We start from the raw sequence: 20613 nt of genomic DNA on the forward strand, positions 1-20613 counted from the left end.
CCCGAACACGCGGGCACCGCACGGTAACCGCGGGGGGTGGGGCCGGGTGGCGCTGCCACCGGGCCCCTCCTCCGTCTGTTCGCCAGACCTACAGCGCGCTGAATCCCACCTTGCGCTGGGTGGGCTCGCCGAGCTCCACGTACGCGAGGCGGTCGGCCGGAACCAGGACCTTGCGGCCGTGGTCGTCCACGAGGCTCAGCAGCTGCGACTTGCCGGCCAGCGCGTCGGACACCGCGCGCTCGACCTCTTCCGGGGTCTGACCGCTCTCCAGAACGATCTCGCGGGGCGCGTGCTGCACGCCGATCTTGACCTCCACGGCTTTGTCCCTCCGACGGTCAGTGATGTGCGCGTGTGTCCGCGCCGTACGCAGCACACATTAGCCCGGTGAGGGGATGCGCATGCTCCGCCCAAGAACGCCAGGAGCGAACAGCGGGCGGGAACAAACGGGCGGCCGATGGTGACCGGCGCGAACGGGTCGGTGATGATCCGTCCGCGCGGGTCGGTCGTGATCCGTGCGCGCGGCTCAGTGGTGACCTGTTCGCACGGATCAGTGGTTATCCGTGCTGTGCAGTGGGAAACCCGCGATGCCCCGCCAGGCCAGCGAGGCCAGCAGCTGGACCGCATGCTCGCGCGGGACGCTGCGGTCGCTGTGCAGCCAGGACCGGGCCACCACCTGGGCCAGGCCGCCCAGGCCGGAGGCGAGGAGCATCGACTCGTCACGTGACAGGCCGGTGTCCTCCGCGATGACCTCGCAGATCGCCTCGGCGCACTGGTGCGTGACCTTGTCCACGCGCTCGCGGACCGCGGGTTCGTTCGTCAGGTCCGACTCGAAGACCAGCCGGAAGGCGCCGCCGTCGTCCTCGACGTACGCGAAGTAGGCGTCCATCGTCGCGTGTACACGCAGCTTGTTGTCCGTGGTGGACGCGAGTGCCGTCCGTACGGACTGGAGCAGGGACTCGCAGTGCTGGTCCAGCAGGGCGAGGTACAGGTCGAGCTTGCCCGGGAAGTGCTGGTAGAGGACCGGCTTGCTGACGCCCGCTCGCTCGGCGATGTCGTCCATGGCGGCCGAGTGGTACCCCTGCGCAACGAATACTTCCTGGGCGGCGCCGAGGAGCTGGTTGCGTCGGGCACGGCGCGGCAGGCGAGTGCCCCGCGGGCGCGCCGCCTCTGTCTGCTCGATGGCTGTCACGCCGCCTCCCAAAATTGTCCACATGCGGTGAGCGCCGCGCCGCCATCGTACTTTTCGGTAACCGTGGTGTGCGCGGTGCGAGCGCACAATTTCACGTACCGGACGCCGAGCGATAACGGCACACACAGTGCCGAACGGGGGCGAGGCGGGCGCTTCGAGCTCTCGGTGGCCTGATGACCGGCCTGATGACCGGCCTGATGGCTGGGCTGATCAGCGGCTCCCTTCCGGGACGGCCGCGTCAAGGGTGGCCGTGGTGACAGTGCCGGCGGTGGCCGGGTCACCGGCGGGCCGTCACCGGTAGTCGTCCTCGTCGAGTGCTACGACCCTGGCCTGCTCGGCGAGGTCCCCCTCGTCCGCGTTGGCGGGGTCCCCGACCGTCGTCAGGTCGTCCTCCTGCGGTTCCAGGCCCGTGCGCTGTTCAGCCGCGTCGGCCTCGGGGTCCTCTGGGCCGAGCTCCTCGGGCTCGTCCTCGTTCGCGAAGGTCTCGGGGTCTGTGGGGTCCACTGTCATGATTCCTCTTCCCGAGCGGTGCGGGTGTTCCCGAGCGGTGCGGGTGGTCCCGACCCGGTGCGCGTGCGCTCCGGGTCGAGATGCGCCCTCGTGCGAGATTCCCTCCCGTACGAGATACGAGTGCCCTCGTCTGAGCCTAGGAGACACTCGATCGGGGCGCGATGCGATCGATTCGCCACTTGCTCGCGATCCGGCACGGCGAATATCGGCGATCTGTGACGCCGAATGTGGCCGATCGGTGGCGCCGAATGTGGACGATCCGTGACGCCGGACGGATCTGTGACGGCGAACACACGAACCACTGCGTGATCGTCTCGTAACATTGCCGCATGTCTTCGACCGAGCTGCCCTCCGTGCTGGCCGCCACTGTCACACCGAAGGTCGGTGCCGTCAGGGTCGCGGCGGGTGAGCGGCTGAGGTCGGTCGGCCTGCCCGGGATCACGCTGACGGTGCGGTCGAGGCCGCCCGTCCGTGCGGGACTGCCGCCCGCGTTGTACGTGCATGGCCTCGGCGGTTCCTCGCAGAACTGGTCGGCGCTGATGCCGCTGCTCGACGACCTCGTGGACAGCGAGGCCCTCGATCTGCCCGGCTTCGGGGACTCGCCGCCGCCGGACGACGGGGACTACTCGGTCACCGGGCACGCGCGCGCGGTCATCCGTTACCTCGACGCGTCCGGCCGCGGGCCCGTGCACCTCTTCGGGAACTCGCTCGGCGGCGCCATCACCACGCGCGTCGCGGCCGTACGGCCCGATCTCGTCCGCACCCTGACGCTGGTCGCGCCCGCGCTGCCCGAGCTCCGGGCGCAGCGCACCGCGTGGCCGACCGTGATGATCGCGCTGCCCGGGGTGGCGGGGCTGTTCACCAAGCTCACCAAGGACTGGAGCGCCGAGCAGCGTGTAAGCGGGGTTCTGGCGCTCTGCTACGGGGATCCCGGCATGGTGACGCCCGAGGGGCTCCGCGAGGCGGTCGAGGAGATGGAGCGGCGGCTCGCCCTTCCGTACTTCTGGGACGCCATGGCGCGGTCGGCGCGCGGCATCGTGAACGCGTACACGCTGGGCGGCCAGCACGGGCTGTGGCGCCAGGCCGAGCGGGTCCTCGCGCCGACGCTCCTCATCTACGGAGGCCGAGATCAGCTCGTCGCCTACCGCATGGCCCAGCGCGCCGCCCGCGCCTTCCGCGACTCCCGGCTGCTGACGCTCCCGGACGCGGGGCATGTCCCGATGATGGAGTACCCGCAGACGGTGGCCACGGCCTTCCGTGAACTCCTCACGGACTCCGGCGAGTTGACTTCGGCGTTGGCTCCATCGGGCCCATCGGCTTCATCGTCGTCGTCCGCCGCCGGTGCGGGGAGCTGAGGCGGGTCGTGGGACGTCATAGCCGTCGGGGGCGGGCCGACAACAGCGTCGACAAGACCAAGAAGGTCGACGACGCCAAAAACGTCAACGACAACGTCAACAACAACGTCAGCAGCGTCGACAAGGTCGGCAACAGGGATGCCTCGGAGCTGGCCGGTGTGCCGGTGGCAGGTCCCGGTGCGGCCGGCGGTGCGAGTGCGGGGGCGGCTTCGGCGCAGGGTGCGGTGGGTCCGATGCCTCCGATGGGCAGGGCACCGGCTCGCGGGATCCCGCGTCTCCCGGACGGGACTCCGGCGCATGGTGTGCCCCGTTTCCCGGACGGGACTCCGGCGCATGGTGTGCCCCGTTTCCCGGACGGGACCCCGGCACACGGTGTGCCCCGTTTCCCCGACGGGACGCCCGCGCACGGTGTCCCCCAGGTGCGCGGAGGTCACCCCGAGCCGCGTGAACCGGGCGGTGCCTGGGGGCAGTTGAGGGGTGGCGTTCCGCAGGGTGGCGGTCCGCCCGGGCATTCCGGCCCACGGATACCACCACAGCGCCAGACGGTCGCGCCGGGCCTCCTGCAGGACCACGTCAACGCCTTCGACGGCGCCTTCGGCGAGGACGACGACGTCTTCGCGCCCCGCACCGGCGCCCCGCGTCGCGGCGACCCCTACAGCTCCGTCACCGACTGGGACGACTGGGACACGGACGCCGACGAGAAGCGGCTGCCGGAGGGCGAGGAGCCGGGGAAGGGCAAGAGCGGCAAGGGGCGGACGTTCACCGGGATCGCGGCGGCCGCCGTCACCACCGTGCTCGCCGTCATCGTGGCCGGCCAGGTGGCAAGCGGGCGTGAGGACGCCGGGAGCGAGGACACCGGCGTACGCGCGCAGTCCGCCAGTGGTGGCGGCACCGGACTCCTCGACGTCCCGGTGTCACCGGCTCCGTCGGTGACACCGAGCGCGGCGCCGCTGACGTACGCCCAGAAGATGGCGAAGAAATACGCGCTCGGCGCGACCCTCGACGGATCGGGGGAGTTCGACGCGGTCCCCGGGCTTGCCAAGGCACCCGGCAAGGGACAGAAGTTCACGTATCGCGTCGACGTGGAGCAGGGGCTCGGTCTCGACGCCACGCTCTTCGCGCAGGCCGTGCAGAAAACGCTGAACGACGACCGGAGCTGGGCCCACAACGGCAGCCGTACCTTTGAGCGGATTTCCTCCGGGGAGCCCGATTTCGTGATTACTCTGGCGAGCCCGGGCACCACCGCCGAATGGTGTGCCATGTCCGGCCTCGATACGACCGAGGACAATGTGTCCTGCGACTCGGCGTCGACCGAGCGCGTCATGATCAACGCATACCGCTGGGCGCAGGGCTCCGAGACCTACGGTGACCAAATGCAGGCATACCGGCAGATGCTGATCAATCATGAGATCGGTCACCGGCTCGGCTACAGCCACGTCACCTGCGACAAGGACGGCGAACTCGCCCCCGTGATGCAGCAGCAGACCAAATTCCTCGACCACGACGGGATCCACTGCAAGGCCAACCCCTGGCCCTATCCCGGGAGTTGATCTACGCCCCAGGCGTCACATTGACATGCGGCGAAAGTTCGTTCATATTTTTGCGCATGTCGCCTCGTCACGTCTCTGCTCGCGCCGCCATTGAGCTGGCGCTCATCGGCGTGACCGCGCTCTGCGTGGCCGACATTCTCTGTCGCTGACGCCCGCTTCTGTCGCGCGCGTCGGTGCTCTTTCCTTCTCCGGATCCCGGAGGACCTTCTCCGGGATCCGGAGGGGATCCCGGACACGGACCGGTAAATCACTGATGGCACACCGGTAAACAGGTGTCCCTGAAATTCGGCGCGCCGCAGAGGCGATCTCCGCGGCTTTTCCTGCCCGTGGCGACGTCGTCGTGCGGCATTTTCCGAATTACCTGAGGGGTCTGTTTCCATGCGTCATCCGTCCGTCATAGCGCGCCGAGTGGCCGCCGTATCCGTCAGCCTCGCCGTGGCAGCGGGTGCCGCAGCCTGCGGGCCTGAGGACAACGATGCCAACGCGGGAAGCGGCGACGCCAAGCCGCAGAAGGGCGGCACGCTCAACGTCCTGAACTCGAACCCGCAGGACGACTTCGACCCCGCGCGGCTCTACACCTCCGGCGGCGGCAACGTCCCGTCCCTCGTCTTCCGTACGCTCACCACACGCAACCGCGAGGACGGGGCCGCAGGCGCCCAGGTCGTCCCCGACCTCGCCACGGACACGGGCCGCCCGAGCGAGAACGCGACCGTGTGGACGTACACCCTCAAGAAGGGCCTCAAGTACGAGGACGGCACGGCGATCACGTCCGCCGACATCAAGTACGGCATCGAGCGCTCCTTTGCCGCCGAACTCTCCGGTGGCGCCCCTTACTTGAGAGACTGGCTGATCGGCGGCGCCGACTACGAGGGGCCCTACAAGGACAAGAAGGGCCTCGACTCGATCGAGACGCCGGACGATCTGACCATCGTCTTCCACCTCAACAAGCCCGAGGGCGAGTTCCCGTATCTCGCCACGCAGACGCAGTTCGCGCCGGTTCCGGAGGCCAAGGACACCGGCACGAAGTACGAGGAGCACCCGGTCTCCTCGGGGCCGTACAAGGTCGTCTCGAACGAGAACGACGGCGAGCGGCTGGTTCTGGAGCGCAACGAGTACTGGTCCGCCTCGACCGACGCCGAGCGCAAGGCCTATCCGGACAAGATCGACGTGCAGTCGGGGATCGACTCGTCGGTCATCAACCAGCGGCTGTCCTCGTCCCAGGGCACGGACGCCGCCGCCGTCACCACGGACACCAACCTCGGCCCGGCCGAACTCGCCAAGGTCAGCGGCGACAAGGAACTCGCCGCACGCGTCGGCACCGGGCACTTCGGCTACACCAACTACATCGCCTTCAACCCGAAGGTGAAGCCGTTCGACGACCCGAAGGTGCGCGAGGCGATCTCGTACGCCATCGACCGTACGTCGGTGATCAACGCGGCGGGTGGTTCTTCGCTGGCCGAGGCCGCGACGACGTACCTGCCGAACCAGGAGTCCTTCGGCTACACGGCGTACGACCACTTCCCGGCCGGCGCTTCGGGCAACCCGGAGAAGGCCAAGGAGCTGCTGAAGGAGGCCGGTTACGAGAACGGGCTCACGGTGACGCTCACGCACTCCAACGCCCAGGACTTCGAGACCAGCCCAGAGATCGCGACCGCGATCCAGGACGCTCTGAAGAAGGCCGGGATCACCGTCAAGCTCGACGGTCTCGAGGACAACGACTACAGCGACAAGATCCACAGCGTCAAGACCGAGCCCGGCTTCTTCCTCGCCCACTGGGGTGCCGACTGGCCCTCCGGCGGTCCCTTCCTCGCCCCGATCTTTGACGGGCGGCAGATCGTCGAGGACGGCGCCAACTTCAACACCGGTCTCCTCAATGACAAGTCGGTCAATGACGAGATTGACGCGATCAACAAGTTGACCGACCTTGACGAGGCCGCCAAGCGCTGGGGTGCACTCGACAAGAAGATCGGCGAGCAGGCGCTGACCGTGCCGCTGTTCCACCCGGTCTACAAGCGGCTGTACGGCAAGGACATCAAGAACGTCGTGATCAGCGACTGGACCGGTGTGCTGGACATCTCCCAGGTCGCGGTGAAGTAGCGCCGTGAGTGACGTACTTGTCGCTTCCAAGGTCCCCGGGACGGACGCATCCGTCCCGGGGGTTTCGGGGGCTCGTCAGTTCTGGCGGCGGCTGCGTACGCGGCGTGCCGCCCTCGTCGCGGCCGCCGTCGTCGCGCTGCTCGTCCTGGTCGCGCTCGCCGCACCGCTGCTCACGGCGATCGAGGGCCAGGACCCGACCACCTTCCACCCTGGTCTGGTGGACTCCGCCCGTGGCGGCGTGCCGGTCGGCACGCTGGGCGGCGTCAGCGGTGACCACTGGCTCGGCGTCGAACCGCAGACCGGCCGTGATCTCTTCGCACGGCTCGTGTACGGCGCCCGCGTCTCCCTCGGAGTCGCGTTCGCGGCGACCGTGGTGCAGGTCTTCATCGGTGTCGTGGTCGGTGTCGCGGCCGGCCTCGGCAATCAATGGGTTGATCAACTATTGAGCCGCATCACGGACATCATCGTCGCGATGCCGTTGATGATCATGTCCCTTGCGCTGCTCGCGATCGTGCCCAGCAGCTTCCCGAGGCCCTTGCTGGTCGCGCTCATCATCGGCCTGGTCGCCTGGGGCTCGACCGCGAAGATCGTGCGCGCGCATACGTTGACACTCAAGAAGCTCGACTACGTGGCGGCCGCCCGGCTCAGCGGCTGGGGCTCCTGGCGCGTCGCCCGCCGTGAGCTGCTGCCCGCGCTTGCCGCGCCCGTCATCACGTACGCGGCCCTGCTCGTCCCCCTGAACATCACCGTCGAGGCGGCGCTCAGCTTCCTCGGTGTCGGCGTGAAGCCGCCGACTCCTTCCTGGGGGCAGATGTTGACCGCGGCGGACGTCTGGTACCAGGCGGCGCCGCAGTATCTGCTGCTTCCCGCGGGGTCGCTGTTCATCACCGTGCTGGCGCTGACCGTCCTCGGCGACGGGGTGCGCACCGCCCTCGACCCGCGCGCGGCCTCGCGGCTGCGCGTGGGCACGGGGCGCAAGCGGGAGGCCAAGGCATGAGCGGCCTCAGCGGTTTCGGGGGCTTCACGGCGCTGCGCGGCTTCAAGGGGTTGTCCCTGGGGGGCAGTGGTCTCCTGGGCTTCGTCGTACGCCGCCTGGTCGGTGCCGTCGTCACCCTGCTCGCGATCTCCGTGATCATCTACCTCGTCTTCTACGTCGCCCCCGGCAACGTCGCGCAGATCACCTGCGGTCCGCGCTGTTCGCCCGCCCAAGTGCAGCAGGTCGCCGAGCAGTTGAAGCTCGACGACCCGCTCTACCTGCGCTACTGGCACTTCCTTGAGGGCATCTTCGTCGGCCATGACTACTCGACGGGTACGTCGGTGGAGCACTGCGACGCACCCTGCCTCGGGCTCTCGTACCAGAGCGACGAGCAGGTCACCCAGCTGATCTGGGCGAAGCTGCCCGTCACCTTCTCGCTGGTGATCGGCGCGACGGTGCTTTGGCTGATCCTCGGCGTCGGCACGGGCGTGCTGTCCGCCTGGCGGCGCGGCCGGATCACCGAGCGCGTACTGACCGGCATCACGCTCGCCGGTACGGCCACGCCGGTCTTCGTCATCGGCCTGGTGCTGATGATCGTCGTGTGCGGGCAGCTCCAGTGGCTGCCCTTCCCGCAGTACGTGCCCTTCACCGATGAGCCCGAGCAGTGGGCGTGGAACCTGTTGCTGCCCTGGCTGGCCTTCGCGCTGATCGAGGCCGCCAAGTACGCCCGCCTGACCCGGGCGTCGATGCTGGAGACGCTCACCGAGGACCATGTGCGCACCTTCCGCGCGTACGGAGTGCGCGAGCGCTCGATCATCGGGCGGCACGCCCTGCGGGGCGCCCTCGCGCCGGTCATCGCGCTGACAGCCAACGACTTCGGGTCGTCGATCGGCGGCGCCGTACTCACCGAGACGATGTTCGGACTGCCCGGCCTCGGGCGCGAACTCGTCCACGCGGTGAACGTCGTCGACCTGCCGGTGGTCGTCGGCATGGTCCTGGTCACCGGCTTCTTCGTGGTCCTGGCCAACGCCGTCGCGGACGTGCTGTTCGCGGTGGCCGACCGACGGGTGGTGCTGTCGTGAGTTCTGATGTCAGTCATGGCGACAGTCATGGCGACAGTCATGGCGATGGTTATGGCGATGGTTATGGCGACAGCCTTGTGGAAGTCAGCGGCCTCACGGTCGAGTTCGGGGGCCTGCGCGCCGTCGACGGGCTTTCCTTCCGGCTGGAGAAGGGTACGGCGCTCGGTCTGGTCGGTGAGTCCGGCTCCGGCAAGTCCACGGTCGCGTCCGCCCTGCTGGGGCTGCACCGGGGCACGGGGGCGCGCGTCGGCGGCGCGGTGCGCGTGGCCGGCGTGGACGTCCAGGCGGCCTCCGACGACGGACTGCGGCGGCTGCGCGGTGGCAAGGCCGCGATGGTCTTCCAGGATCCGCTGTCGTCCCTCGACCCGTACTACGCCGTCGGTGACCAGATCGCCGAGGTGTTCCGGGTGCACGCGAAGGCCTCCCGGCGTGCGGCACGCGCGCGTGCCGTTGAGGTGCTCGACCGGGTCGGCATCGCGGACGCCGCGCGCAGGGCGCGTTCCCGGCCGCACGAGTTCAGCGGCGGTATGCGCCAACGCGCGCTCATCGCGATGGCGTTGGCGTGCGAGCCGGAGCTGCTGATCGCGGACGAGCCGACGACCGCCCTCGACGTGACCGTGCAGGCCCAGATCCTCGACCTTCTGCACACGTTGCGGGAGGAGACAGGTATGGGGCTGCTGCTCGTCACGCACGACGTGGGCGTCGCCGCCGAGAGCGTCGACGAGGTGCTGGTGATGCGGCACGGTCGCGCCGTCGAACACGGGGCGGTCGGCACCGTTCTGAGGGCGCCGAAGGAGGCGTACACGCGGGAACTGCTGAGCGCGGTGCCCAGTGTGGACGCGGCGCGGGTGGCGGAGGGGGCAGTTGAGGGTTCCGGCTCGGACGACGAGGTGGTCCTCGAAGCCGTCGGACTGCGGCGCGAATTCGGCCGGGGGACGCGGCGGTTCACAGCCGTGGACGACGTGTCGCTCACGATTCGGCGGGGGGAGACCCTCGGCGTCGTGGGGGAGAGCGGCAGCGGCAAGACGACGCTGGGGCGGATGCTGGTGGGGCTCCTGGAGCCGACGTCCGGGTCTGTCCGGTACGAGGGCCGTGAACAGACCGGGGTGAGTCCCGCCGTACAGATGGTCTTCCAGGATCCGGTGTCCTCGCTCAATCCCCGGCGCAGTGTGGGGGAGTCCATCGCTGACCCTCTTCGCGCGCGTGGAGAACGGGACGAGGGGCGCATTCGGGGGCGTGTACGGGAGTTGCTGGAGCGCGTGGGGCTCGAAGGGGCGCACTACGACCGCTATCCGCACGAGTTCAGCGGCGGACAGCGCCAGCGCGTCGGCATCGCGCGGGCGCTCGCGGCCGAGCCGCACGCCATCGTGTGCGACGAACCGGTTTCCGCGCTCGATGTCACCACCCAGGCCCAAGTGGTCGCCCTGCTCGCCGAACTGCAACGGGAACTCGGGCTCGCCCTGGTTTTCGTGGCGCACGACCTCGCCGTCGTACGTCAGGTCAGCGACCGGGTGGCCGTGATGCGGCGCGGGCGCATCGTCGAATACGGACCCGCCGATGAGGTGTACGAGTCCCCGCGGGACCCGTACACGAAACAGCTGTTGGCCGCCGTACCGGTACTCGATCCGGAGGTCGCGGCGCAGCGCCGAACCGCCCGCCGGGCACTGGCCGCGGTCTAGCGAAACGTAACTGCTTGATCCCTTAGCGCGACGGAACGCGACGTGCACGGGAAAGTTACGACCGTTCACCCCTTTTGGTGGCGCGATGGACAACCGTCCGTCGCGCCACCGCCATATCCGCATACGTTCGTCCCGCTGCGAGTCGCCGGGTCAACGGCGGCTCCCTATAGGGGAGATCGGGGGTGCACACGTGCGCATCGGACTGCTTACGGAGGGTGGCTATCCGTATGTGAGCGGTGACGCCAGGCTCTGGTGCGACCGGCTCGTACGCGGGCTCGGGCAGCACGAGTTCGACATCTACGCGCTCAGTCGTAGCGAGCGCCAGGAGGACGAGGGCTGGATCGAGCTGCCGCCGCAGGTCAGCCGGGTACGGACGGCGCCGCTGTGGATGGCTGAGGACGACGGCGTGGTGTACGGGCGGCGGGCGCGGCGGCGGTTCGCCGAGGCGTACGGGGAGTTGGCCGCGGCGGTGTGCGAGGGGTCGGGGGCGGCGGTTGCCGACACGGGGACTTCTGGCGGCGCGGGGTCCTCTGGCGGCGCCGGTGCTCCTGCCGAAGCTGAGGCGGACCGTTTCGGCAGCGCGCTGTACGAGCTCGCCGAACTCGCTCGCGACGAGGGCGGCCTGATCGGGGCGCTTCGCTCCGAGGGGGCCGTGCGTGCGCTGGAGCGCGCGTGTCGCGCACCCGGCTCACTCCGTACCGCACGCGCCGCACGTGTGCCCGATCTGCTCGCGGTCGCCGCCCATTTCGAACGGGCGCTGCGCCCCTTGTCCCTCGACTGGTACGAGGGTGACGGGCTCGACTCGGTCGACCTGTGCCACGCGACCGCCGGCGGTACGGCGGCCCTGCCCGGCCTCCTCGCGCGGCACTTCTCCGGGGTGCCCCTGCTCGTGACGGAGTACGGCGTGCAGCTGCGGGCGCACTACCTCGCGTCCGCCTCCGTCGGTGACGCTCCCGCCGTGCGGGCGCTGCTCGCCGCGTTCCACGGCAGGCTCACCGGCGAGGTGTACCGGGCGGCCGCTCTCCTCACGCCCGGGAACACACACGCCCGCCGCTGGCAGGAGCGGTGCGGCGCCGACCGCACCAAACTGCGCACCGTCTACCCCGGCATGGAGGCCTCCCGCTTCGCGGAGGTGGGGGAGAACACGGAGGCCGCCGGGTACGCGGACCCCGACACGCTGGTGTGGGTCGGCCGTATCGAACCCGCCAAGGACCTGATCTCGCTGCTGCACTCCTTCGCGGATATCCGCAAGGAGGAGCCGAAGACGCGGCTGCGGATCGTCGGAGCGCCCGCCGACGGAACGGAGGGCGCGACCTACCTGGCCCACTGCAAGGCATTGGCCGCCCAGCTCTTCCCCGACGAGGCGGAGGGCGTCCACGCGGTCGGCGACAACCCGGTGTCGTTCGAGGAGATCGGCGGCCCGGAGGTCCCCAGCCTCCCGGAGGCATACGCCTCCGGGGCCGTGATCGTCCTGTCCAGCGTCGTGGAAGGCTTCCCGATCAGCCTCGTGGAAGCCATGTTCTGCGGTCGCGCCACCGTCTCCACGGATGTGGGCGCGGTCGTCGAGGTCATCGGCGGTACGGGGCTTGTGGTGCCGCCGCGCAATCCGCGGGCGCTCGCCGAGGCGTGCGTGGCGCTGCTGCGCGACCCCGAGCGCCGTGAGCGCCTCGGCGCGGCCGCCCGCGCACGCGCCCTCGAACTGTTCACCGTCGAGCAGAACATCGCGGCATTTCACAGCATTTACCTGGATATCGTCTCGCACTCCCCGATGCGGCGCGTCGTTGTGGACGAGGCGGGTGCGCCGCTCCCCTTCGGAGTTCCTGCGGAGGCCCACGTGCCCGGCCGCTGGACCGAGGCCCGCCTGATGCCCACGGGCCGACCGCGCTGGGCGGCGGGCGCTCCGGTGCGCGCGACGGTTTCCGTCCCCGCCGGGGAGGGCGCGTGATGAACGAACTCGGAGAGCTGGACCGGCCGGGGCGGCCGAGCAGCCCCGGCGCCTGGGACGCGCGGTCGGAGGAGTGGCTTGTGACGGGGGTTGGCGAGATGGACGTACGGATTGAGAGCGAGGAGAGGGAGGCGGCGTCGGAGGCGGAGGCGACTCCGGGAGGGACGCGCGGGGCGCACGGGGGTGTGGAGGGCACGGACGCGGATGCGAGGGGAGTGCGCGAGGGCGCGGGTGGCGTGAGCGAGCCTTTTGATGAGACTCGTGAGCCTCTTGAGGGGGTTCGTGAGGCGCTTGAGGAGGTTCGTGAGGCGCTCGGTGGGGCGCGCGACGGAGAAAGCGGCGCCGCACGCAAAGCCAGTGGCCGGCGCGGAGCCGTGGACCCGGTAAAAGCTCTGATGCACCGGCACCGGGAGCTCTGTGAACGGGCCGTGGACCCGCTGGAGATCGCGGCGGGCCTTGAGACGCACGGGGTGACCGACCGGACCGCCGCACGGTTCCGGCACCGGGACGTGTTCTCGCTCGCCGAGGAGTTGTACGCGCGCGTGCCCCGGGACGGGGAGCCCACGCAGCGCTCCGCGCCCGCCGGGCGTTCGGGGGTGCGCGCCGACTGGGCCGCGCTCGCCCTGCTGCCGGGCGCCCTGTGCGCGGCAGCCGTGATCGGGGTGCGGATCACCGAAGGGCAGCCGCGGATGGTGGTCGCCGCGGTCGGCACCCTCGCCCTGGCGCTCGGCCTGCGCGTCGCCCTCCGCCGTGGCCCCCTGAGTGTCACTCACCACACGACGAGCGGCACCCGCGCGTGGACATGCTGGCTGATCGCGTACGCCCTTCTCGGCGACGGACTGTTGAGCGCCGGTGTCGAAGGTGGCCCCGACGGCCCATGGCCGCTGGCCACCGCACCCGTCCTTGCCCTCGCCCTGGCCTGCGCCCCGGCCGCCTGGTGCGCCCACCTCTTCGCCGTACGCGCCGGCCGCAGGCTCACCGCCAGCCGCGGCCTGGAGGAGTTCGCCGCCTCCGTACAGCCCCTGCTCCTCGGGGTGTTCGGGCTCTTCCTCTGCGCCCTCGGCGGGCTGCTCGCACTGTGCGGGGCCGCGCTCGACGAGCCTGCCGCGTACGCCGGAGCCGGTGCCCTCGGCGCGCTGCTCCTGCTCGCCCGGCTGCTCGCGGCGCGGGGCTTCACCCACGCCCCGGCCGTCGTCCTCGCCGCCGCGGGCGCCGTCGAGGCGACCGCCCTGGCCACCGTCTTCGCGGGCCGCCTCCCGGGCTGCGCGTTCCTGTCCGTGCCCGTCGACACCGTCGTCGCCGCCTGGGGACCGGGCGGCGTTCCTGCCTTGGTGTGCGGTGCGGCCACCCTCGTCCTCCTGATCCACTCCACCCGCACTCTGACCCGGGCCTCGGCCCACGCCCTGCCCTGCGGGGCGGCATGAGCCGCCGACGGCGCGGCGAGCGCCCTGCCCCGACGACCGGCTCACGGGCAGACCGGAGCCTCGGCCCGCGGGCAGACGCGAGGACCGGCTGGCGTGCGGATCTGAAGGCTGGCTCAGCGGCAGACCTGAGGACCGGCGCGCAGGTACCCCCGAGGACCGGCTCACGGGCAGACCGGAGCGTCTGCCCGCGGGCAGACGCGAGGACCGGCTGGCGTGCGGATCTGAAGGCTGGCTCAGCGGCAGACCTGAGGACCGGCGCGCAGGTACCCCCGAAGACTGGCTCGCGGGCCGACCTGAACGTCGGCTCGCGCGCAGCCCCGAAGACCGGCGCACCGCAATCGGTGCCGTGTGCCGCGACCCGAAACCTGGCTCACGGTGCCCCCCACCGCTGTGAGCCGCGCCCGGCGGACGGGGCTCGTCCCCCGTTCCGGGCCTATCGCTCCCGCGGGGCCGACACCGCGGGCCCTCTCCCTGACTCACGGCATCACCTCGAAGGAGAACGCAAGATGATCACCTCCCGAACCGGAGAATCCGCCCCGGGAGCTGCCCGATGAGGGTCCTGCTGATCGGAGCCAACGGATACCTCGGCCGCTTCGTCGCCGACAGGCTGCTCGCCGACCCGGCCGTGCAGCTCACCGCGCTCGGCCGGGGCGACGACGCCGACGTACGGTTCGACCTCGCGTCCGGCAGCCCCGGCGCGCTCACCCGCTTCCTGGACGCGGTGCACCCCGGAGTCGTCGTCAACTGCGCCGGCGCCACCCGGGGCGGCGCACGTGAACTCACCCGGCACAACACCGTCGCCGTCGCCACCGTCTGCGAGGCCCTGCGCCGCAGCGGCTGCGGCGCACGACTGGTGCAGCTCGGCTGCGGCGCCGAGTACGGACCCAGTCAGCCCGGCTCCTCCACGGCCGAGGACGCCGTGCCACGCCCGGGTGGCCCGTACGGCGTGAGCAAGCTCGCCGCCACCGAACTCGTCCTCGGCTCCGGCCTGGACGCCGTCGTACTGCGGGTCTTCTCGCCCGCGGGGCCCAGTACCCCGGCGGGCTCCCCGCTCGGCCGCCTCGCCGAGGCCCTGCGCCGCGCCATGCAGTCCGGCGACGGCGAACTCAAACTCGGCGGACTCGGCGTCCAGCGCGACTTCATCGACGTCCGCGATGTCGCCCGTGCCGTCCACGCCGCCTCGCTCTCCGCCGCCCAGGGCGTCATCAACATCGGCTCGGGCCGTGCCGTACGCCTCCGTGACGCCGCCGCCGTCCTCGCCCGCGTCGCCGGCTACGGCGGCGCACTGCACGAACTCGACGGACCACCCAGCCCCATCAGGCCGACCATCGGCCACCCCCGCCCCGAACCGGACCACGCGGCCCCGGTCGCGTACCCCTATCCGGACGGCTGCGGCAGCTGGCAGCAGGCCGACGTGCGCACCGCACGTGACCGGCTCGGCTGGCGGCCCCGGATCAGCCTCGAAGAATCCCTCGCAGACATCTGGATGGAGGCGGCATGCCGTATCTGACCAGCACCGTAACGGGCACCGCGAGCACTGACTTAGGCCTGGGCTTCGGCATCCCCGGCTATGCGCACCCCCTCGTCGCTCCCATGGAATGGGGCGAACTCACCCGCCCCGGCACCCCCTTGCACTGGGTCGTCCTGAACGTGGCCGACGGTCCCGGCAGCCGCCCCGACCCGCACTGCCTGGAGGCCGCCGGACGGCTGCGCAACGCGGGCGTCCGGGTGCTCGGGAACCTGGACACCACATATGGCACACGCACCTTCGGCGAGCTGGTCTCCGACGCGCACCGGTATCTCGACTGGTACCAGGTCGACGGGTTCCTGCTCGACCGCTGCCCCACCGAGCGCGCAGCCCTCCCCGAGGTCCGCCGCACGGTCACCACACTCCGCGCGCTCCTCGACGGGGCACACATCGTGCTGGGCCACGGCAGCCACCCGTATCCCGGGTATGCCGAGAACGCCGACCAGTTGGTGACCTTCGCCGGCCCCTGGAGCGACTACCGCTGGTCGCAGGTCGCCGAGTGGACCGCCGACTATCCGCCCGAGCGCTTCTGCCACTTCGTGCACGGCGTACCGCGCGGCCATCTCGAAGAGGCGCTGCGCATCGCCCGCTGGCAGGGCGCCTCGACGATCTACTTCACCGACCGCACGGACCGCGGCGGCCGCGTCGACCCCTGGGAGAACCTGCCCGGCTACTGGGACGAAATCGTCTCGCGGATCGGAACGGGTGTCTCGGAATGAAGAAGGGCGTGGCAGTGTTACCGGGAGAGCATCTGTAGTGATTGACCGACCAACGGAGTCCCCGTGTCGCTGCCACCCCTGGTCGAGCCCGCCGGCGAGCTCACCGTAGACGAGGTCCGCAGGTACTCCCGCCACCTGATCATCCCCGATGTGGGCATGGACGGGCAGAAGCGGCTGAAGAACGCCAAAGTGCTCTGTGTGGGCGCCGGCGGCCTCGGATCGCCGGCGCTGATGTACTTGGCCGCCGCGGGCGTGGGCACGCTCGGCATCGTGGAGTTCGACGAGGTCGACGAGTCGAACCTGCAGCGCCAGATCATCCACAGTCAGGCGGACATCGGCCGCTCCAAGGCCCAGTCGGCCCGCGACTCCGTCCTCGGCATCAACCCGTACGTGAACGTGGTCCTGCACGAAGTGCGGCTCGAAGCCGAGAACGTGATGGACATCTTCAGCCAGTACGACCTGATCGTCGACGGCACGGACAACTTCGCGACCCGCTACCTGGTCAACGACGCGGCGGTGCTCCTCAACAAGCCGTACGTATGGGGCTCGATCTACCGCTTCGACGGCCAGGCCTCCGTCTTCTGGTCCGAGCACGGCCCCTGCTACCGCTGCCTCTACCCGGAGCCCCCGCCCCCCGGCATGGTCCCCTCCTGCGCCGAGGGCGGCGTCCTTGGCGTGCTGTGCGCGTCCATCGGCTCCATCCAGGTCAACGAGGCGATCAAGCTCCTCGCGGGTATCGGTGAGCCGCTGGTCGGCCGCCTGATGATCTACGACGCCCTGGAGATGCAGTACCGCCAGGTCAAGGTCCGCAAGGACCCGGACTGCGCGGTCTGCGGTGAGAACCCGACCGTCACCGAGCTCATCGACTACGAGGCCTTCTGCGGCGTCGTGTCCGAGGAGGCCCAGGAGGCGGCCGCCGGTTCGACGATCACTCCCAAGCAGCTCAAGGAGTGGATCGACGACGGCGAGAACATCGAGATCATCGACGTCCGCGAGATCAACGAGTACGAGATCGTCTCGATCCCCGGCGCCAAGCTGATCCCGAAGAACGAGTTCCTCATGGGCACCGCCCTGGAGACCCTTCCGCAGGACAAGAAGATCGTCCTGCACTGCAAGACGGGTGTCCGCAGCGCGGAAGTCCTCGCCGTCCTGAAGTCCGCGGGCTTCGCTGACGCGGTGCATGTCGGCGGCGGCGTGATCGGCTGGGTCAACCAGATCGAGCCGGACAAGCCGGTGTACTGAGCAGTTGGTCTTCCGATGGCGGGGGTTGCGGGCACCGAGGGTGTCCGCAACCCCCGCCATCGTCATGAACAGACCTTGCCGTCCTTCGGCACCGTCCCGTTCAGCAGGTAGCTGTTCACCGTGGAGTCGACGCAGTCGCTCCCGCTCCCGTACGCCCCATGTCCCTCGCCCTTCCAGGTGAGCTCCACGCCGACGCCCTTGCCCAGCTCGTCGGCCATCTTGCGGGCGCCCTCGTACGGCGTCGCCGGGTCCCCGGTGTTGCCGACGACCAGGACGGGCTCGGCTCCCGGCGCGCTGACCTCCGGGTTGTCGTACTGACCGGCCACCGGCCAGTCGTGGCACCAGCCCGCCGTGTCCCAGCCCAGGAAGTCGCCGAAGACGGGCGAGATCTTCTCGAACTCGGCCAGCTGCTGCTTCGTCTCCTCGGGAGTCGGCCGCTGCTTGTCGTCCAAGCACGATATGACCCGTTGTGAATGCGTCGTCGTGCCGTAGTTCCCCGAGGAGTCACGGTCGTTGTATCCGTCGGCCAGCGCCAGCAGCTCCGAGCCGTCCCCGTCCTCGGCCGCGTTCAGAGCGCTGGTCAGTGTCGGCCAGCCCTGCTCGCTGTAGAGCGGCAGGACGATCCCGGTCAGAGCCAGTGTCTGGTTGAGCTCGCGTCCGGATGAGGCCGGCAGCGGATTCGCGTCGATCCGCTCCAGCAGGTCCGTGATCTTCTGGGAGCCCTGCTTGGGGTCCTGGCCCGTGGACGTGAGGTAGTTGTCCAGGGCGCGCTGGAAGCCCAGAGCCTGGTTCTTGGCATGGCCCACGGTGTCGGCGCTCGGGTCGACGACGGCGTCCAGCACCAGGCGTCCCACGTTCTTGGGGAACAAGTGTGCGTAGACGCCGCCGAGTTCGGTGCCGTACGAGATGCCGAAGTAGTGCATCTTCTGGTCGCCGAGGACCTGACGCATCAGGTCCATGTCGCGGGCCGTGTCGGTCGTCGAGACGTGTGACAGCAGCTTGCCGGCTGCCTTCTCGCAGCCCTTGCCGAAGTCGGTGGCGTCCTTGAAGTACGCCGTCTCCTCAGCCGCGTCGTCCGGTGTGGCGTCCACCGACTCGGCGGCCTGGATCTCCTTGTCGCTGCGGCAGCGCACGCCCTCACTGGCGCCGACCCCGCGCGGGTCCCAGCTCACCAGGTCGTACCGGTCGTGGAGCTGGCCGACGGCGCTCTCGTACGCGGGCATCGTCGAGACGCCCGAGCCGCCGGGACCACCGAAGTTGAAGAGGAGTGAGCCGATGCGGTCGCTCTGGTCGCCGCTCGCCTTCGAGCGGATCAGCGCCAGGCCGATCGTCTCGCCGTCCGGCTTCGCGTAATCCAGCGGCACCTTGAGCGTCGCGCACTGCCAGCTGCTGCCCGGCGCGGGGGAGTCCGAAGTGGCCTTGCAGCGGCCCCAGTCGAGCTTCTGCGAGGTGAGTGAGGCGGGCAGCCCGGACGGTGTGGAGGAAGAAGGCGCGGCGGCCGACGGGCTGTCGCTGTTCTTCCCCTCGTCCTCGCTGTCACCGGACGAGCCTCCGCTACAGCCGGCCACCAGCAACGCGGCGGCGGCCGCGGCCGTCCACCGTGCGAATCGCGTCATGAGCTTCCCCCCTTGCCCGTGATCCGCCGGAAGTCGCGGATCACATGCAGGCAATATTAGGCGCCCACGGACTGCGACCGTCGCGCCCTGTGGATAACCCTTTGACCTGCGGCTTTCTAGGAGCAGACGGTTCCCGCCGACGGCACGGTCCCCTCCAGCAGATAGCCGTTCACCGCGCTCTGCACGCACTTGTTCCCGCTGTCGTACGCGCCGTGCCCCTGCCCCTTGTACGTCAGCTCGACACCGACTCCCTTGCCCAGTGCGTCCACCATTTTCTTCGCCCCCTCGTACGGCGTCGCCGGGTCGCCGGTGTTTCCGACGACGAGGATCGGCGCCGCACCGGAAGCGCTGACGTCGGGGTGGTCGGCGGCGCCCGCCACCGCCCAGTCGGTGCAGCTGACCATCCCCCAGGCCAGATAGTCGCCGAACAACGGCGAGGCGGCCCGGAACTCCGGAAGCTTCGACTCCACATAGTCGGAGGTGTACCGCGGCTTGTCGTCCGCGCAGTTGATGGAGACGTTCGCCGCGGTGATGTTGCTGTACTGCCCGTTCTGGTTGCGCCCGTTCATCGAGTCCGACAGCAGCATCAGCACCTTGCCGTCACCGTCGTACGCCTGCTCCAGGCCTTCGGTCAGGTACTCCCAGAAGTCCTTGGAATACAGCGCCTGCGCGATGCCGTTGGTCGCGGCGGTCTGAGTGAGCTGACGCGGGAAGACACCAGGGATCGGCTTGCTGTCGAGGTCCGCAAGGAGCTTCGCGATGCGGTCCTTGACGTCCTGCGCGGTGTCGCCGATCGGGCAGTCCTCGGTCTTCGAGGTGCAGTCGTCGGCGAAGTTGTCGAGCGCGAGCTGGAAACCCTCCGCCTGCCCCAACGAGCCCTGTTCCGACGTCTGCGTCGGGTCGACGACCGCGTCGAACACCGCCCGTCCCACGTTCTTGGGGAACAAGTGTGCGTAGACGCCGCCGAGTTCGGTGCCGTACGAGATGCCGAAGTAGTGCAGCTTGTCGTCGCCGAGCGCCTGACGCATCAGGTCCATGTCCCGGGCCGCGTCGGTGGTGCGCAGGTGCGGGAGGGTCCTGCCGGAGTTCTTCTCGCAGGCCGCGTTGAAACTCTTGGTGTTCTCCAGCAGTTTCTGCTGCTCGGCGGTGTCGTCCGGCGTGGCGTCCTGCTGGAAGTACTCGTCGAGCTGGTCGTCGCTCTCGCATTTCACGCCGGCGCTGCGGCCGACCCCGCGCGGGTCGAAGCTCACCAGGTCGTAGCGGGTGCGCAGCTTCGCGTAGTCCTCGCCGAAGGCGGGCAGCGTGGTGACGCCGGAGCCGCCGGGGCCCCCGAAGTTGAAGACGAGGGAGCCGACGCGCTTGCTCTGGTCGCCGCTCGTCGTCGCCCGGATCAGCGCGAGGCCGATCGTGTCGCCCTTGGGCTCGGCCCAGTCGAGGGGTGCCTTCAAAGTGGCGCACTGCCACTGCGTACCGCCCGGAAGAGGCGAGGGAGCATCCCCGCCGCCCTCGGACTCTGACGGCGCCGGGCAGTCCTTCCAGCTCAGCTTCTGGGCCGTCAGATCCTCGTCCTTGGAGTCGTCGCCGCAGCCCGTCATCAAGGAGGACAACAGAACTGCGGTGAAGGTCAGGGCGGCGGCGCGCAGCTGGGAAGGGTTCGGCATGCTCCCCATCCTGCGGTCGTGCGAGGCGGGGCGCTCGGGG

Annotated in this window: 17 protein-coding genes; 12 read left to right on the forward strand and 5 right to left on the reverse strand. The window is 69.9% G+C overall.

Annotated features, from left to right (window positions below; translation table 11 throughout):
- Window positions 1-88: 88 nt before the first annotated feature.
- The 3 genes from AB0N66_RS36735 to AB0N66_RS36745 form a co-directional block, all read right to left on the reverse strand.
- The gene (locus tag AB0N66_RS36735; protein WP_365443291.1) at window positions 89-316 is read right to left on the reverse strand and encodes a DUF3107 domain-containing protein; all 228 of its coding nucleotides are present in this window, start codon (window positions 314-316) and stop codon (window positions 89-91) included.
- Window positions 317-547: 231 nt separating this feature from the next.
- Window positions 548-1189, reverse strand: coding sequence for a TetR/AcrR family transcriptional regulator (locus AB0N66_RS36740; RefSeq protein ID WP_365443293.1), 642 nt, complete (start codon window positions 1187-1189; stop codon window positions 548-550).
- 291 nt (window positions 1190-1480) lie between these two features.
- Window positions 1481-1699: a hypothetical protein gene (locus tag AB0N66_RS36745; RefSeq protein ID WP_365443295.1), complete on the reverse strand. Its 219-nt coding sequence runs from the start codon at window positions 1697-1699 to the stop codon at window positions 1481-1483.
- Window positions 1700-2028: 329 nt separating this feature from the next.
- Between AB0N66_RS36745 and AB0N66_RS36750 the strand changes: the two genes are divergently transcribed.
- The 12 genes from AB0N66_RS36750 to moeZ all read left to right on the forward strand — a co-directional run bounded on the left by AB0N66_RS36750 (window position 2029) and on the right by moeZ (window position 17296).
- Window positions 2029-3054: an alpha/beta hydrolase gene (locus AB0N66_RS36750; RefSeq protein ID WP_365443297.1), complete on the forward strand. Its 1026-nt coding sequence runs from the start codon at window positions 2029-2031 to the stop codon at window positions 3052-3054.
- 233 nt (window positions 3055-3287) lie between these two features.
- Window positions 3288-4604: a DUF3152 domain-containing protein gene (locus AB0N66_RS36755; protein WP_365443417.1), complete on the forward strand. Its 1317-nt coding sequence runs from the start codon at window positions 3288-3290 to the stop codon at window positions 4602-4604.
- Between the two features lie 56 nt (window positions 4605-4660).
- Complete coding sequence (locus AB0N66_RS36760; protein ID WP_365443299.1) at window positions 4661-4753, forward strand: Ms4533A family Cys-rich leader peptide; 93 nt, start codon at window positions 4661-4663, stop codon at window positions 4751-4753.
- Between the two features lie 229 nt (window positions 4754-4982).
- Window positions 4983-6701, forward strand: coding sequence for an ABC transporter substrate-binding protein (locus AB0N66_RS36765; RefSeq protein WP_365443300.1), 1719 nt, complete (start codon window positions 4983-4985; stop codon window positions 6699-6701).
- A 4-nt stretch (window positions 6702-6705) separates the two neighbouring features.
- The gene (locus AB0N66_RS36770; protein ID WP_365443302.1) at window positions 6706-7698 is read left to right on the forward strand and encodes an ABC transporter permease; all 993 of its coding nucleotides are present in this window, start codon (window positions 6706-6708) and stop codon (window positions 7696-7698) included.
- Window positions 7695-8759, forward strand: coding sequence for an ABC transporter permease (locus AB0N66_RS36775; protein WP_365443304.1), 1065 nt, complete (start codon window positions 7695-7697; stop codon window positions 8757-8759). Before AB0N66_RS36770 ends, AB0N66_RS36775 begins: the two co-directional genes overlap by 4 nt.
- A 77-nt stretch (window positions 8760-8836) precedes the next feature.
- A complete protein-coding gene (locus AB0N66_RS36780; protein WP_365443419.1) occupies window positions 8837-10438 on the forward strand; it encodes an ABC transporter ATP-binding protein in 1602 nt (533 codons plus the stop codon).
- Between the two features lie 190 nt (window positions 10439-10628).
- Window positions 10629-12383: a DUF3492 domain-containing protein gene (locus AB0N66_RS36785; protein WP_365443306.1), complete on the forward strand. Its 1755-nt coding sequence runs from the start codon at window positions 10629-10631 to the stop codon at window positions 12381-12383.
- Entirely contained in the window at window positions 12383-13807 is a 1425-nt protein-coding gene (locus AB0N66_RS36790; RefSeq protein ID WP_365443308.1) for a hypothetical protein, read from the forward strand. Before AB0N66_RS36785 ends, AB0N66_RS36790 begins: the two co-directional genes overlap by 1 nt.
- A gap of 550 nt (window positions 13808-14357) precedes the next feature.
- Window positions 14358-15317, forward strand: a complete 960-nt coding sequence (locus tag AB0N66_RS36795) for an NAD-dependent epimerase/dehydratase (RefSeq protein ID WP_365443310.1) — start codon at window positions 14358-14360, stop codon at window positions 15315-15317.
- Window positions 15305-16054: a spherulation-specific family 4 protein gene (locus AB0N66_RS36800; protein ID WP_365443312.1), complete on the forward strand. Its 750-nt coding sequence runs from the start codon at window positions 15305-15307 to the stop codon at window positions 16052-16054. The genes AB0N66_RS36795 and AB0N66_RS36800 overlap by 13 nt, the downstream gene beginning before the upstream one ends.
- 63 nt (window positions 16055-16117) lie before the next feature.
- Complete coding sequence (moeZ, locus tag AB0N66_RS36805; protein WP_365443314.1) at window positions 16118-17296, forward strand: adenylyltransferase/sulfurtransferase MoeZ; 1179 nt, start codon at window positions 16118-16120, stop codon at window positions 17294-17296.
- Window positions 17297-17358: 62 nt separating this feature from the next.
- Here moeZ and AB0N66_RS36810 read toward each other — a convergent pair whose 3' ends face one another.
- Complete coding sequence (locus tag AB0N66_RS36810) at window positions 17359-18912, reverse strand: alpha/beta hydrolase (protein ID WP_365443316.1); 1554 nt, start codon at window positions 18910-18912, stop codon at window positions 17359-17361.
- Window positions 18913-19028: 116 nt separating this feature from the next.
- Window positions 19029-20573: an alpha/beta hydrolase gene (locus tag AB0N66_RS36815; protein WP_365443318.1), complete on the reverse strand. Its 1545-nt coding sequence runs from the start codon at window positions 20571-20573 to the stop codon at window positions 19029-19031.
- Window positions 20574-20613 lie beyond the last annotated feature (40 nt).

This window comes from Streptomyces sp. NPDC093544 (assembly GCF_040683495.1).
GTDB lineage: Bacteria > Actinomycetota > Actinomycetes > Streptomycetales > Streptomycetaceae > Streptomyces.

Coding starts and splice junctions, on each gene's coding strand:
- AB0N66_RS36775 (WP_365443304.1), top strand. CDS start 7,695: ATGAGCGGCCTCAGCGGTTTCGGGGGCTTCACGGCGCTGCGCGGCTTC.
- AB0N66_RS36790 (WP_365443308.1), top strand. CDS start 12,383: ATGAACGAACTCGGAGAGCTGGACCGGCCGGGGCGGCCGAGCAGCCCC.
- AB0N66_RS36800 (WP_365443312.1), top strand. CDS start 15,305: ATGCCGTATCTGACCAGCACCGTAACGGGCACCGCGAGCACTGACTTA.
- AB0N66_RS36755 (WP_365443417.1), top strand. CDS start 3,288: ATGCCTCCGATGGGCAGGGCACCGGCTCGCGGGATCCCGCGTCTCCCG.
- AB0N66_RS36765 (WP_365443300.1), top strand. CDS start 4,983: ATGCGTCATCCGTCCGTCATAGCGCGCCGAGTGGCCGCCGTATCCGTC.
- AB0N66_RS36760 (WP_365443299.1), top strand. CDS start 4,661: ATGTCGCCTCGTCACGTCTCTGCTCGCGCCGCCATTGAGCTGGCGCTC.
- AB0N66_RS36795 (WP_365443310.1), top strand. CDS start 14,358: ATGAGGGTCCTGCTGATCGGAGCCAACGGATACCTCGGCCGCTTCGTC.
- AB0N66_RS36810 (WP_365443316.1), bottom strand. CDS start 18,912: ATGACGCGATTCGCACGGTGGACGGCCGCGGCCGCCGCCGCGTTGCTG.
- AB0N66_RS36815 (WP_365443318.1), bottom strand. CDS start 20,573: ATGCCGAACCCTTCCCAGCTGCGCGCCGCCGCCCTGACCTTCACCGCA.
- AB0N66_RS36745 (WP_365443295.1), bottom strand. CDS start 1,699: ATGACAGTGGACCCCACAGACCCCGAGACCTTCGCGAACGAGGACGAG.
- AB0N66_RS36750 (WP_365443297.1), top strand. CDS start 2,029: ATGTCTTCGACCGAGCTGCCCTCCGTGCTGGCCGCCACTGTCACACCG.